Origin of the sequence: Sagittula sp. S175, from assembly GCF_049800975.1 — a bacterium.
GTDB lineage: Bacteria > Pseudomonadota > Alphaproteobacteria > Rhodobacterales > Rhodobacteraceae > Sagittula.
The window spans coordinates 139,422-153,560 of sequence record NZ_JBNAGB010000004.1; the positions used below are offsets into that span (position 1 = coordinate 139,422).

12 protein-coding genes are annotated in these 14,139 nt (G+C 61.3%); 10 read left to right on the top strand and 2 right to left on the bottom strand.

Features of this window, described 5'->3' with window-relative positions; all coding sequences use genetic code 11:
• Positions 1 to 4 precede the first annotated feature (4 nt).
• Positions 5 to 1,537, bottom strand: coding sequence for a 2-polyprenylphenol 6-hydroxylase (ubiB, locus tag ACP16H_RS07100; RefSeq protein WP_425071569.1), 1,533 nt, complete (start codon positions 1,535 to 1,537; stop codon positions 5 to 7).
• A complete protein-coding gene (gene ubiE / locus ACP16H_RS07105; RefSeq protein WP_425071570.1) occupies positions 1,534 to 2,286 on the bottom strand; it encodes a bifunctional demethylmenaquinone methyltransferase/2-methoxy-6-polyprenyl-1,4-benzoquinol methylase UbiE in 753 nt (250 codons plus the stop codon). The genes ubiB and ubiE overlap by 4 nt, the downstream gene beginning before the upstream one ends.
• Before the next feature lie 97 nt (positions 2,287 to 2,383).
• Here ubiE and mutM point away from each other — a divergent pair, with 97 nt between their 5' ends.
• The 10 genes from mutM to modC all read left to right on the top strand — a co-directional run bounded on the left by mutM (position 2,384) and on the right by modC (position 14,117).
• Positions 2,384 to 3,235 carry a bifunctional DNA-formamidopyrimidine glycosylase/DNA-(apurinic or apyrimidinic site) lyase gene (gene mutM, locus ACP16H_RS07110; protein ID WP_425071571.1) on the top strand — a complete coding sequence of 284 codons (852 nt, stop codon included), beginning with the start codon at positions 2,384 to 2,386 and terminating at the stop codon, positions 3,233 to 3,235.
• A gap of 66 nt (positions 3,236 to 3,301) precedes the next feature.
• Positions 3,302 to 4,078 carry an enoyl-CoA hydratase gene (locus tag ACP16H_RS07115; protein ID WP_425071572.1) on the top strand — a complete coding sequence of 259 codons (777 nt, stop codon included), beginning with the start codon at positions 3,302 to 3,304 and terminating at the stop codon, positions 4,076 to 4,078.
• 261 nt (positions 4,079 to 4,339) lie between these two features.
• Positions 4,340 to 4,606 carry a 30S ribosomal protein S20 gene (gene rpsT / locus ACP16H_RS07120; RefSeq protein WP_425071573.1) on the top strand — a complete coding sequence of 89 codons (267 nt, stop codon included), beginning with the start codon at positions 4,340 to 4,342 and terminating at the stop codon, positions 4,604 to 4,606.
• A gap of 499 nt (positions 4,607 to 5,105) precedes the next feature.
• The gene (gene dnaA / locus ACP16H_RS07125) at positions 5,106 to 6,485 is read left to right on the top strand and encodes a chromosomal replication initiator protein DnaA (protein WP_425071574.1); all 1,380 of its coding nucleotides are present in this window, start codon (positions 5,106 to 5,108) and stop codon (positions 6,483 to 6,485) included.
• Positions 6,486 to 6,651: 166 nt separating this feature from the next.
• Positions 6,652 to 7,770, top strand: coding sequence for a DNA polymerase III subunit beta (gene dnaN, locus ACP16H_RS07130; protein ID WP_425071575.1), 1,119 nt, complete (start codon positions 6,652 to 6,654; stop codon positions 7,768 to 7,770).
• A gap of 58 nt (positions 7,771 to 7,828) precedes the next feature.
• Entirely contained in the window at positions 7,829 to 8,923 is a 1,095-nt protein-coding gene (recF, locus tag ACP16H_RS07135) for a DNA replication/repair protein RecF (protein ID WP_425071712.1), read from the top strand.
• Between the two features lie 85 nt (positions 8,924 to 9,008).
• On the top strand, positions 9,009 to 11,444 hold the full coding sequence (gyrB, locus tag ACP16H_RS07140) for a DNA topoisomerase (ATP-hydrolyzing) subunit B (RefSeq protein ID WP_425071576.1): 2,436 nt from the start codon (positions 9,009 to 9,011) through the stop codon (positions 11,442 to 11,444).
• A 165-nt stretch (positions 11,445 to 11,609) separates the two neighbouring features.
• Positions 11,610 to 12,359 carry a molybdate ABC transporter substrate-binding protein gene (gene modA, locus ACP16H_RS07145; protein WP_425071577.1) on the top strand — a complete coding sequence of 250 codons (750 nt, stop codon included), beginning with the start codon at positions 11,610 to 11,612 and terminating at the stop codon, positions 12,357 to 12,359.
• Between the two features lies 1 nt (position 12,360).
• Positions 12,361 to 13,050 (top strand): molybdate ABC transporter permease subunit, encoded by a 690-nt coding sequence (gene modB / locus ACP16H_RS07150; protein WP_425071578.1) that lies wholly within the window; start codon positions 12,361 to 12,363, stop codon positions 13,048 to 13,050.
• Positions 13,011 to 14,117: a molybdenum ABC transporter ATP-binding protein gene (gene modC / locus ACP16H_RS07155; RefSeq protein ID WP_425071579.1), complete on the top strand. Its 1,107-nt coding sequence runs from the start codon at positions 13,011 to 13,013 to the stop codon at positions 14,115 to 14,117. Before modB ends, modC begins: the two co-directional genes overlap by 40 nt.
• The last annotated feature ends 22 nt before the right edge of the window (positions 14,118 to 14,139 follow it).

Genomic DNA, 14,139 nt, shown 5'->3' on the forward strand with positions numbered 1-14,139 from the left:
GGTTTCAGAAAAGGATCTGGACTGCTGTTACGCCCAGTCCCCCGGTGACAAGGCCAAGAGCAAGCCATAGAACTCGCCCGGGCCACAGGTTTGGGCGCACCTCCATTTGAGGTTGAGACTGGCGGATCAGCGCGGCTTCAACCAGTTGAGGCAACCGCGGTCCGAAACGCGCCATGACCATCGCCGTCTTCCAAAGATCTGATGCGGCTGCGCGTGGGCCGATAGACTGCTTGATATAGTCTTCCACTACGGGCTGCGCGACCTTCCAGATGTTCATGTGTGGATCCAAAGAACGAGCCACACCTTCGACGACCACCATCGTGCGCTGAAGAAGGATCAGTTCCGTCCGCGTTTCCATCCCGAAACGCTCGGTGACTTCGAACAGATAAGCCAACAGCTTGCCCATCGAGATGCGCGTGGCGTCCATACCGAAAATGGGTTCTCCGACCGCGCGCAGAGCGCGTGCAAACTCATCCGGGTCACGATCGGCCGGTACGTAGCCTGCTTCGAAGTGAACCTCTGCTACACGTTTGTAATCCCGGCGAATGAACCCAAACAAAATTTCCGCATACACACGGCGCGTGTATTCGTCGATGTGCCCCATGATGCCGAAGTCATACGCGATGATATCCCCATTGGGCGCGACCTTGAGGTTGCCTTGATGCATATCGGCGTGAAAGTAGCCATCCCTCAAGGCGTGGTTGAGAAACAGTTGCAACACGCGTTTCGACAATGCTGCCCGGTCATGGCCCGCTGTGTCGAGTGCATCGTTATCTCCCAGGGGAACGCCTTCGGCCCAGGTCATTGTCATGACCCGGCGCCCTGACAGCGCCCAGTTCACTGCCGGCAATTGGAAGCCATCGTCGTTTACAGTGTTGGCGGCAAACTCACTGGCTGCTGCAGCCTCTAGCCGCAAATCCAATTCGCCCATGACCACGCCTTCGAAATGCGCAATGACATCCCGAGGGCGGAGTCGACGCGAGGCGGGCGAGAAAGCTTCGATCACCACAGCGGCGAGCCAAAAAGCGTCGATGTCCTTTTGAAAGGCGCGCTCGATCCCGGGGCGCAGGACCTTGATCGCCACTTCTTCGCCGGTATCGCGCAGGCGTGCGCGATGCACTTGGGCGATGGATGCAGCAGCAACGGGCGCGCTGAATTCCGAAAACAGTTCATCGACGGTCAAGCCGGTTTCTTCCAGAACTTGTGCTTTGGCAGCGTCGACGGAAAAGGGCGGCAACTTGTCTTGCAATACGCGCAGTTGCGTCGCCATTTCGCTGCCAACCACGTCAGGGCGGGTCGATAAAATCTGACCAAACTTGATGTACGCCGGTCCCAAGGCAGACAGCGCCCGCACGACCGGTGGCATCGATGGATCACCCTTGTGCCCCAACCAGCTAAACGGCCAGGCCAGGACTCGCGCGGCCAGCCGAAGGGGGGCGGGTGCTTCGAATGCATCCAGAACCACGCGCATCGCGCCGGTCCGCTCCAGCGTCGCGCCGGTCCGGATCAGCCTCCAGATATTGTGCGGACCCCTCACAGTTTCCAGCCCGAGTGCAAGCAGGCGACGCCCATGGTCAGATTCCGATATTTTGCGTTCTCGAACCCCGCCTGACGCACCATGCTGAGGAAGGTCTCCTGATCGGGGAACTGTCGAATGCTTTCAACGAGATACTGGTACGAGTCCCGATCTCCGGCGATAACCTGCCCCATCCGCGGGATCACATTGAAGGAGTAGAGATCATAGGCCTTCTGCATGAGATCGTTCGGGATCTGGCTGAACTCCAGCACCATCAGACGGCCACCCGGTTTCAGTACGCGATAGGCCTCGTTGAGCGCCTCCTGTGGGCGGGTCACGTTACGGATGCCAAAGGAGATCGTGTAGACGTCGAAAGTATTGTCCGCAAAGGGCAATTTCATCGCATCGCCAACCACCCAATCCAGGCTGTCCGCCATCGAGGCAGCCTCGGCACGCTTGCGCCCTTCCACCAGCATGGATTCGGTCAGGTCCAGAACGGTGGAATGACCCCTACCGGCACGCTTGAGGAAACGAAACGATATGTCCCCTGTGCCACCGGCCACGTCTAGCAGGCGTTGACCGGGCCGCGGCGCCAGCCAATCCATCATTGCATCCTTCCAGATACGGTGAATGCCCATCGACATGGCGTCATTCATGACGTCATATTTCGACGCAACCGAAGTAAAGACGCCCTGAACGCGGCCCGCCTTTTCCCCTTCGGGGACTTCGGTAAAACCGAAATGCGTTGTCTTGTCAGAGTCTTGCGCCATAATCGCCTCTTGCGGTTCGCCGGGGGCTTGTCGCGCCACCGTATGGTGCCTTCTTATAGGGCGCTGCCGCCGATAGACAATCCGAAGGACCACGCCAATGCCCGAATTGCCCGAAGTCGAGACAGTCCGTCGCGGCCTCGCCCCCGCGATGGAAGGGAGCACCATAGTCAGGGCTCAGGTGAACCGTCCTGACCTGCGCTGGCCTTTCCCTGAACGCATGGCGGAACGGTTGACGGGGGCGAAGGTGCTGCAACTGCGCAGACGTTCGAAATATATCCTCGGGGACCTCGACACTGGTGAGACACTGTTGATCCATCTCGGCATGTCCGGGCGCATGCTGGTATCTGGCGATCCGTTGGGGCAGTTCGTCCACGATCATCCCGCGCCGGAGAAGCATGACCACGTGGTCTTCGATATGGACAACGGCGCTCGGATCACCTTCAACGATCCGCGTCGGTTTGGAGCCATGGACCTTCTGCCGACAGCCACAGCCGAGTTGCACCCGCTTCTGGCGCAGATCGGTCCCGAGCCTCTGGGCAACGCCTTCACCGAATCTCACCTCGTAGAGGCGTTGAAACCCCGGAATACGCCGGTCAAATCCGCCCTGCTGGATCAGAAGATCGTCGCCGGCCTCGGAAACATATACGTTTGCGAGGCCCTCTTCCGTGCAGGCATTTCTCCGGTGCGGCGCACGCGCAACATATCGGCAGCTCGAATCGCGGCCCTTGTGCCCGTCATCCGGCAGGTGCTGGAGGAGGCGATTGACGCCGGTGGATCGAGCCTCAAGGACTTCCGTCAAGCCGATGGAGAGCTTGGATATTTTCAGCACAACTTTGATGTCTACGGGCGCGAGGGCCAGCCCTGCCGAACCACCGACTGCCCTTCGGTCATCCATAGGGTGGTCCAATCGGGACGGTCGTCTTTCTATTGTCCGACTTGCCAAAAGTAGACTTGATCGCTTTGAACGAAGTGTTAAGGCTTTGCCCCTGACGGAACCGGACGGAGCCCAAAGCCCATGGCCTATGAGACGATCATCGTCGAAGTAGAAGACCACGTCGCTACCATCAAACTCAATCGCCCCGACGCCCTGAACGCCCTCAACTCCGAGTTGCTGGGTGAACTGAGCGCGGCCTTGGCGGAGTGTGACAAGAACGACAAGGTCCGCTGTATCATCATCACCGGCTCGCCCAAGGCCTTCGCTGCCGGTGCCGACATCAAGGAGATGTCGGAAAAAAGCTATGTCGACATGCTGATGTCCGACTTCTTCGGCACCGAGGGTAACGCCATTGTTGCGACCCGCAAGCCGATCATCGCGGCAGTCGCGGGCTACGCGCTAGGCGGCGGATGCGAGTTGGCCATGATGTGTGATTTCATCATCGCGGCGGATACTGCAAAGTTCGGCCAGCCCGAGATCAACCTTGGCGTGATCCCCGGAATTGGCGGGACGCAGCGCCTGACCCGCTTCATCGGAAAATCGAAGGCCATGGACATGGTTCTGACCGGTCGCTTCATGGATGCTGAGGAAGCAGAGCGCTCCGGTCTGGTGTCGCGCGTCGTTCCAGCGAAATCGCTTATGGAAGAGGCCAAGGCCGCCGCAGAGAAGATCGCTGAAAAGTCGATGATCTCTACGGTGGTTGCCAAGGAGCAGGTGAACATCGCCTACGAGACGACCCTCGCGCAGGGCCTTCTGTCCGAACGCCGCGCTTTCCACGCGTTGTTCAACACCGAAGACCAGAAAGAAGGCATGGCTGCCTTCATGGAAAAGCGCTCTGCGCAGTTCCGCGACCGCTGAGGTCTTTTGCGCTCCGTCCAGACCCTATGGGACGGGGCGCACGGATACCCAAAATCCCGCTGACGGGCAGTCGAGGCCGGAAACGCCTTGCCCGGAAGCCCCCGGTGCTTTATAGGCGCCGGTCATACATGCGCGTGATGCCCGCTCTGGCAAGAATCGGTCCCGTGGTCAATTCGGGCCTGCAACGGCTTTCGCCGCGCATTCCAGTTTTGAACCGATACCGCTGACCCGCTCAGTGACCAGACACAAGGACCGATCATCATGGCAAATACGCCCCAGTCGAAAAAGCGCGCACGTCAAAGCGAAAAGCGCGCAGCCGTCAACAAGTCGCGCCGCTCGCGTATCCGCACCTACATCCGCAAGGTTGAGGAAGCGATTGCATCGGGCGACCAGACTGCCGCTCAGGACGCTCTGAAAGCTGCTCAGCCGGAGCTGATGCGTGGCGTCACCAAGGGCATCTTCCACAAGAACACCGCATCGCGCAAAATGTCGCGTCTCGCAGCCCGCGTGAAGGCGATGGCTGCCTGATAGCCGGTTGATCCGACTCAGAATCGCGTTGCCAAAGGGCATCACCTCGGGTGGTGCCCTTTGTGCGTTTTCAAGGGTTTGCGAGACCCGAAAAACGGCCAGAGATTCTTTTGCGGGAATCCCTGAGTCAAGAATGAAGTTCGGTTGCCGCGTCCTGTGGATGATTGGTAATTTCACCCTGCGAGTCACGTCGCACCAGGGGGGACAAGGCTGCCGGTTTCAGGGCTTCTTTCGAGGACCATGAAACCTACGTGTCGGAACGTTGTTGTTGGCGTTCCCGATGATGTTCAGGGGTAACCCTGGCCTAGTCCATTTACGAAACGGGCCGAAATGCCCTTTGCGCCAACGGGACAGTGGCGCAAGAGCATGACGACCCCGGGACCGTGTGTCCCATCTCATGCCCGCAATGGGTATGGGGTCGATTGTTTCGTGTCTGAAGCCGCGTGACCCGTGGCCGTGCGCACACGGCCTAAGGAACGGAACGAGGAAAAGTTGGCGGATGACAAAAGAACAATGGGGCGCCCTCCAAGAGCAGATCTGCAGGACGATCGGACAAAACAATTACAAAACCTGGATCGAGCCTCTCCGCTTTCGTGGAATGACGAGTGACGGTGTTATGACCTTGCAGGCCCCGACGAATTTTTTCGGGACCTATGTTTCACAGAACTTTGGCGACATGCTGCTGGCGCAGATCTCGACCGTGGACAACGCTGTCCGCCGCCTGAACTTTCAGGCTGGAATCAGCGACGGCCTGCGGGATCGGGAGGAGGTCAGGAAGCCGGTGGAGCTTCCGGGCGATGAACCCGCGGCTCCGGCGACCACTGCCAGGGACCAGTCCTTGCCGGGCGCGCCGCTCGACATGCGGTTTACCTTCGACACCTTCGTGGTGGGCAAACCGAACGAGCTGGCACATGCCGCCGCGCGCCGCGTGGCCGAGGGTGGCCCCGTGACCTTCAACCCGTTGTTCCTGTACGGCGGTGTGGGCCTCGGCAAGACGCACCTGATGCACGCTGTTGCGTGGGAATTGTCGCAGCGCAACCCGAAGGCCACCGTGCTGTACCTGTCGGCGGAACAGTTCATGTACCGCTTCGTGCAAGCCCTGCGCGAGCGCAAGATGATGGACTTCAAGGAGATGTTCCGCAGCGTCGACGTGCTGATGGTCGACGACGTGCAGTTCATCGCCGGCAAGGACAGCACGCAGGAAGAGTTCTTCCATACCTTCAACGCGCTGGTGGACCAGAACAAGCAAATCATCATCTCGGCGGACCGCGCGCCGGACGAGATCAAGGATCTGGAAAACCGCATCCGCTCGCGTCTGCAATCCGGGCTGGTGGTGGACCTTCATCCGACAGATTACGAACTGCGTCTGGGCATTCTCCAGTCCAAAGTCGAAGTCTATCGCGGGATGCATCCTGGTCTGGTGATCGACGACGGCGTGCTGGAATTCCTCGCGCATCGCATTTCGACCAACGTGCGTGTTCTTGAGGGCGCGCTGACACGTCTGTTCGCCTTTGCCAGCCTTGTCGGCAAGCCGATCAATATGGACCTCGTGCAGGACTCGCTGGCTGATGTGCTGCGGGCGTCGGAGCGCAAGATCTCGATCGACGAGATTCAGCGCAAGGTGGCCGAGCACTACAACATCCGCCTGTCCGACATGATCGGGCCGAAGCGCGTACGCAACTTTGCCCGGCCGCGTCAGGTGGCGATGTACCTGTGCAAGCAGTTGACCTCGCGTTCACTGCCCGAGATCGGTCGGCGCTTTGGCGGGCGCGATCACACCACGGTCATGCACGGCGTCAAGCGGATCGAGGAGCTGCGCGTGCAGGACGGCCAGATCGACGAGGATGTCGAAATGCTGCGCCGCGCGCTGGAAGCCTGAGTCGATAAGACCACACAAGTCGTGCGGCGTTGCGAATGCGCCGCACGAGCCTTGACGCTTCCTTAAAACCATTCGACAAATCGCAAAACCGGCTTGGAGCGCCCGTCGCTCCGCGCTAACGTGCGCGTCCCCGGGATGTGGCCGGACTGGCGGAGAGGGTAGGGCTATGAAGATCAGCATGGAACGCGCCGCATTGCTGCGGGCAGTAGCGCAGGCACAGTCGGTTGTGGAGCGTCGCAACACGATCCCGATCCTTGCAAACGTGTTGATCGAGGCCGAGGGTGAAACCGTGACCTTCCGCGCCACCGACCTGGACATCGAGGTGCTGGACAAGGCTGTCGCCCAGGTCGAGAAGGCTGGCGGCACCACCGTCAGCGCCGTGACCCTGCACGAGATTGTCCGCAAGCTGCCCGATGGCGCGCTGGTGGTCCTGTCCGAAGAGCCGGGCTCCGGTCGCCTGACCGTGTCGGCGGGCCGTTCGATGTTCAACCTCGCGACCCTGCCCAAGGAAGATTTCCCGGTCATGGCGTCGTCCGAGTACAGCTCGAACTTTTCCTGCAAGGCGCAGGTGCTGCGCCGCCTCTTCGACAAGTCGAAATTTGCCATTTCCACTGAAGAAACCCGGTATTACCTCAACGGTGTCTACATGCACGTGGCCGATGCCGATGGCGGCAAGGTGCTGCGCTGCGTCGCCACTGACGGCCACCGTCTCGCCCGCATCGACGCGACCTTGCCGGAGAGTGCCGCCGACATGCCGGGCGTGATCGTTCCGCGCAAGACCGTAGGCGAGCTGCGCAAGCTTCTGGACGAGGATGACATGGACATTGCCGTGTCCGTGTCCGAGACCAAGGTGCGCTTTGCCACGCCGAACATCACGCTGACGTCGAAGGTCATCGACGGCACGTTCCCCGACTACACGCGCGTCATTCCGCAGGGCAACACGCGCAAGCTGGAGGTGGACGCCTCGGAGTTCGCCAAGGCGGTCGACCGTGTGGCCACCGTCTCGTCCGAGCGCAGCCGCGCCGTGAAACTGCAACTGGACGAGGATCGTCTTATCCTGTCGGTGAACGCGCCGGACAGCGGTGCTGCGGAGGAAGAGCTGGCCGTTGCCTATGGGGATGAGCGGCTGGAGATCGGTTTCAACGCGAAGTACCTGCTGGAGATCGCCAGCCAAGTGGACCGCGAGAACGCCGTGTTCCTGTTCAACTCTTCCGGTGATCCGACCCTGATGCGTGAAGGCAACGATACGAGCGCGGTTTACGTCGTCATGCCGATGCGCGTGTGATCCGCGTCGGAGCCTCCGGCGAGAGTACTTTGACCAAGAAGAAGCTGGTTGGCGGCGCATGTACCTGACGTCGCTCACCCTGTCGCATTTCAGGTCGCACAAACGGGCGGTGATCGAGGTGGATCGCCGCCCCATTGCCATTTGGGGTCCGAATGGCGCGGGCAAGACAAACCTGATCGAGGCGGTGTCGCTTTTTTCGCCGGGACGAGGGATGCGACGGGCGGCAGCGGCCGAGATGGCACGACGGCCCGAGGCACTGGGCTGGAAGATTTCCGGTGACCTCGTGGGCGTCAGCGGTTTTCACGAAATATCCTTCAGCTCCGAAGGTGGGGCCGCACGGCAAGTCCGGATAGATGACAAGCCAGCCAGTCAAGTGGCGCTGGGGCGTATCGCGCGGGCGATCTGGCTGATTCCGTCTATGGATCGGCTTTGGATCGAAGGTGCCGAAGGTCGGCGACGGTTTCTGGATCGCCTGACCTTGTCGTTTTTCCCCGATCATGCGCAGGCCGCCCTGGACTATGAAAAGGCCATGCGGGAGCGCAATCGCCTGCTCAAGGACATGGTGCGCGATCCCCATTGGTACGGTGCGTTGGAGACCCAGATGGCCGAAGCGGGCGCGGCCATACATCTGAACCGTCGGGCGTCTGTCGCCCGGATCATGCAGGCGCAGTCGGGGGCCGAGACGGCGTTTCCGGCCGCTGAACTCACGCTGATCCAGTCTGAAGGAAGCATGCCGGAAAACGCCTCGGATCTGCGGGACGCGCTTGAGGAAAGCCGCTTTCGGGATCTGGCAGCTGGCCGAACGCTGGTGGGGCCACATCGCACCGACCTGCAGGGGACATTCATCGCGAAAGGCGTTCCCGCCTCTGATTGCTCGACCGGGGAGCAGAAAGCGCTGCTGATTTCGCTCATTCTTGCCAATGCGCGGGCGCTGTCGCAGGACGAAGGTGAGCCTCCCATCCTGTTGCTTGACGAGGTGGCTGCGCATCTTGACGCCGGCCGCCGCGCGGCCTTGTTTGACGAGATTTCCTCCTTGGGGGCTCAGGCCTGGATGACCGGCACCGGGCCCGAATTGTTCGCCGAACTCGGACATCGTGCACAAGCGCTGGTGGTCACCGAGGACGACGGCGTTTCGCTAGTTTCAAAACACTGAGGTTTATACCAAATATTGTGTCCGGCGCGTGACAATCCCCTGCGCGCGGGGTATAAATCCGGCCAAGATAACAAGGGAAATGGGCATGTCCGACCAGCCGAGCGCCGCCAACGAATACGGCGCCGATTCCATCAAGGTTCTTAAGGGCTTGGAAGCAGTCCGCAAGCGTCCAGGCATGTACATCGGCGACACCGATGACGGCTCGGGCCTGCACCATATGGTTTACGAGGTCGTCGATAACGGCATCGACGAAGCATTGGCCAAGCACGCGGACTACGTGCACGTCAAAATACACTCGGATTCATCCGTTTCCGTGCGCGACAACGGGCGCGGCATTCCCGTCGACATCCACGCCGAGGAAGGCGTCTCCGCCGCCGAGGTCATCATGACCCAGCTTCACGCCGGCGGGAAGTTCGACCAGAATTCCTACAAGGTTTCGGGCGGTCTGCATGGCGTGGGCGTGTCTGTCGTGAACGCCCTGTCCGTCTGGCTAGAGCTGCGCATCTGGCGCAACGGCAAGGAGCATTGGGCGAAGTTCGAGCACGGCGACTGCACAGAGCACCTGCGCGTCGTCGCCGACGCGGTGGGCGAGAAGGGGACCGAGGTCCGCTTCCTTGCCTCGGCCAAGACGAATGATCCGAACGGCACCTTCTCGAACCTCGACTACGATTTCCACACGCTGGAAAAGCGCCTGCGCGAGCTGGCCTTCCTGAACTCCGGCGTGCGCATCATCCTCGAGGACGACCGCCCCGCCGAACCCCTGCGGGTCGAGCTGCATTATGACGGCGGCGTGCGGGAATTCGTGAAATACCTCGACCGGTCCAAGCAATCCGTGATGACCGACCCGGTCTACATGGAAGGCGAGAAGGACGGCATTGGGGTCGAGGTCGCCATGTGGTGGAACGATTCCTACCACGAGAACGTCCTGCCCTTCACCAACAACATCCCGCAGCGCGACGGCGGCACGCACCTTGCCGGTTTCCGTGGCGCGCTGACCCGGCAGTTGCAGAAATACGCCCAGGACAGCGGCATCGCGAAGAAGGAAAAGATCAACTTCACCGGTGACGACGCCCGCGAGGGCCTGACCGCCGTGTTGTCGGTCAAGGTGCCCGATCCGAAATTCTCCAGCCAGACCAAGGACAAGCTGGTGTCCTCCGAGGTGCGTCCGGCAGTCGAAAGCCTGATGAACGAGAAGCTGGGCGAGTGGTTCGAGGAGAACCCCGCCGAGGCCCGTCAGATCGTCGGCAAGATCATCGAGGCCGCCATGGCCCGTGAAGCCGCCCGCAAGGCGCGTGAACTCACGCGGCGCAAGACGGCCATGGATGTGTCCTTCAACGCGGCCAAGCTGAAGGATTGCTCGGAAAAGGATGCGTCGAAGACCGAACTTTTCCTGGTCGAGGGTGACTCCGCCGGTGGCTCCGCCCAGACGGGGCGCGATCGCCGCACGCAAGCCATCCTGCCACTGCGCGGCAAGATCCTGAACGTGGAACGCGCGCGTTTTGACCGCATGCTGGGGTCGCAGGAAATCGGGAACCTCGTGATGGCGCTCGGCACCGGCATCGGTCGGGACGAGTTCAACATCGACAAGCTGCGCTATCACAAGATCATCATCATGACGGATGCGGACGTCGACGGCGCCCACATCCGGACGCTTCTGCTGACGTTCTTCTACCGCCAGATGCCTGCGTTGATCGAAGGTGGATACCTGTATATCGCGCAACCCCCGCTTTACAAAGTGGCGCGGGGCAAATCCGAAGTGTACCTCAAGGATCAGACGGCCCTTGACGATTACCTCGTCCAGATGGGGATCGAGGGGGCACAACTGCAATTGGCCTCCGGCGAGGTTATCGTCGGGCAGGACCTCATCCGCGTTGTCGAAGAGGCGCGACAGCTGAAGCGGGTCATCGACGCTTTCCCCACCCATTACCCGCGCCATATCCTCGAGCAGGCGGCGATTGCCGGGGCGTTCGTACCGGGGGCAGTGGATGCCGACCTGCAAGGCGTGGCCGACAAGGTTGCGGCGCGCCTCGATATGGTTGCGCTGGAATACGAACGTGGCTGGCAAGGTCGCATCACGCAGGACAAGGGCGTCCGCCTGGCACGTATCCTGCGCGGCGTGGAAGAGGTCCGAACGCTGGACGGCCAGATGCTGCGCTCGGGCGAGGCACGCAAGACCGGTTCGTTCACCCAGAGCCTGCAATCCGTCTATGGAACCGTCGCCGCTCTGGAGCGCAAGGAGCGCCGGCAGGTCATCCACGGTCCGCTGGAGCTGCTCAAGGCAATCCTCGAAGAAGGCGAAAAGGGCCTGTCGCTGCAGCGTTACAAGGGTCTGGGCGAGATGAACCCCGATCAGCTTTGGGAAACCACGCTGGACCCGGATGCGCGTACCCTTTTGCAGGTGACCATTGATGACATGGCAGAGGCCGATGACCTGTTCACCAAGCTGATGGGCGATGTGGTTGAGCCCCGTCGCGAGTTCATCCAGCAGAACGCGCTTTCCGTCGAGAACCTTGACTTCTGATCTTTTCGGATCAAACTATGCTTTTCATCGGCCTCGCCCTCTCGGCGGGGCCGAAACGTATTGATACCGCGCACCGCCGCCTCCGGCGTTCCCTCGCCCAAAGGTCCCGGTGTGCCTGCGGTTTTTCATCTGGCCGAACCGCGCCACGCATGCGAGAAATCATGCATGAAACGCCTTGTCGCCACTCTCTCCCTCCTGATCTTTGCAACTGCCGCAACGGCTGGGGATATCACGGTTTTTGCCGCGGCATCCTTGCGGAACGCGCTCGACGAAATCGCTGATGCCTACAAGGCCGAGACCTCTGAGTCTGTTGTTCTGTCCTACGCGGCTTCGTCGGCTCTTGCCCGACAACTGCAGCACGGTGCTCCGGCGGACCTGTTCATTTCCGCAAACACGGACTGGATGGATGTCCTGGAGGCCGAGGGCCTGCTGGCAGAAGGCACCCGAAGAGACCTGTTAGGCAATAAACTGGTCTTGATCTCGGCACAGCCCGGTGACCCGATTGAACTGTCACAAGACACCGATCTGGTCGGGTTGCTGCAGGGCGGACGGCTCGCCATGGCGCTCGTCGATGCGGTTCCCGCCGGGATATACGGCAAGACCGGCCTCGAGACCTTGAACCTTTGGCAGTCTGTGTCCGGCCATGTAGCACAGGCGGACAACGTCCGGGCGGCATTGTCACTGGTGTCTTCCGGGGCTGCGCCGTATGGCATCGTTTACGCGACAGACGCACGGGCGGAGTCCAACGTGTATGTCCGTTCGGAATTCCCGGAGAACAGCCATTCCCCCATCGTCTACCCCGTCGCAGCGATGAAAGGCCGCGAACAGGCCGCTGGGCCATTTCTGGCGTTTCTGGGCACCGATACGGCCAGATCTATCTTTGAAGCCAACGGCTTCGAACCAATGGAAAAATAGCATGGAGTGGCTTGGGCCCCAGGAGTGGGCGGCGGTTGCCCTGTCTCTGAAGGTCTCGTTCTGGGCCATGCTCGCCTCTTTGCCCTTTGGCTTGTTGGTAGCCTATGCTCTGGCGCGGTGGCGGTTCCCGGGTCGCCAGATGCTGAACGGACTGGTCCACCTTCCGTTGATTCTGCCGCCCGTGGTGACCGGATACCTTCTTTTGATGACATTCAGCCCACGTGCCCCGATCGGGCAGGCGCTGGAGGTCTTGGGGCTTTCCATCGCTTTCCGATGGACAGGCGCGGCTTTGGCGGCGGCGATCATGGGCTTTCCGTTGATGGTCCGCGCCATGCGCCTGTCCATCGAAGCCGTCGATCCCCGGCTGGAAGAGGCGGCAGCGACATTGGGAGCGTCACGGGCAAAGGTGTTCCTGACCATTACCCTGCCACTGATCCTGCCGGGTGTTCTGACGGGCTCAATCCTCGCCTTTGCCAAGGCGATGGGCGAGTTCGGCGCCACGATCACCTTTGTCTCGAACATACCGGGCCAGACGCAGACGCTGCCCTCGGCCATCTATGCCTTCCTTCAGGTGCCGGGTGGCGAGAGTTCGGCCCTCCGACTGGTGGCCATCTCAATTGCCGTGGCCATGAGCGCCCTGCTTCTGTCGGAATGGCTGTCACGACGGGTCGCCGCGCGGTTGGTGGCCTGATGCTGGACATTCGGATTTCCCATCGTTTCGAAGGGTTTGCGCTGGATGTTGACCTGAATCTCCCGCCGGGACTTACGGTCCTGTTTGGGCGGTCCGGGTCCGGCAAGAGCACGATCATCAAGGCCGTGGCAGGGCTTTTGAAACCCGACACGGCGCGCATCGTTTTACAGAACCGGACCTTGGCCGACACGGACCGGGGTATCTGGTTGCCTCCGAACCAACGCGGGCTTGGCGTCATTTTCCAGGAGGGTCGCCTCTTCCCGCATCTCTCCGTGAAGCAGAACCTGCTGTATGGACACCGATCCGGGCACGGCACTGATTTTGATCGCGTGGTGGAGATGCTTGGCATCGCTCCGCTGCTCACCCGCCGTCCACGCGGGCTTTCCGGCGGGGAACAACAGCGCGTGGCGATTGGTCGTGCGCTTCTGGCCGGGTCTGGCGTGATCCTCGCCGATGAACCGCTCGCTGCCTTGGACGAGGCGCGTAAGGCTGAAATTCTTCCATATTTCGAACAGCTTCGCGATCAGTCCTGCCCGATCCTCTACGTCACCCATTCCCCGGCCGAGGTCGCCCGACTGGCGACCCATGTCATCGTGCTCGACAATGGCAGGGTGCAGCGGGAAGGCAGTGCCGCGGATATCCTTGGCGACCCCGACCTGGTCCCGGCGGGCATCCGCGCCGTGGGTGCAGTGCTTGAAGCCCGGGTCGCACGGCACCACGAGGACGGTCTGACCGAGTTGGACGCGGGCGGGATCGCGCTTTTTCTGCCGCGCGTCGCCACTGCGCCAGGAACCCTCATCCGTATCCGTATCGCCGCGCAGGAGGTCATCCTGTCCCGCCAACGCCCCGAAGGGCTGTCTGCGTTGAACATCCTTCCCGGGCAGGTGGACAGCATCCGTGCGGGCGACGGTCCGGGTGCCTTGGTTGCCCTTCAGACGCCGGCCGGTCGCGTGCTGGCACGGGTGACACGGCGCTCGGCCGAGGCGCTGGCCCTGACTCAGGGGGTGGCGTGCTACGCGATCGTCAAGACCGTGGCGATTGCGCGCGAAGACATCGGACGGGGTTGAAGCCCGCAGTAACCCACCTAGC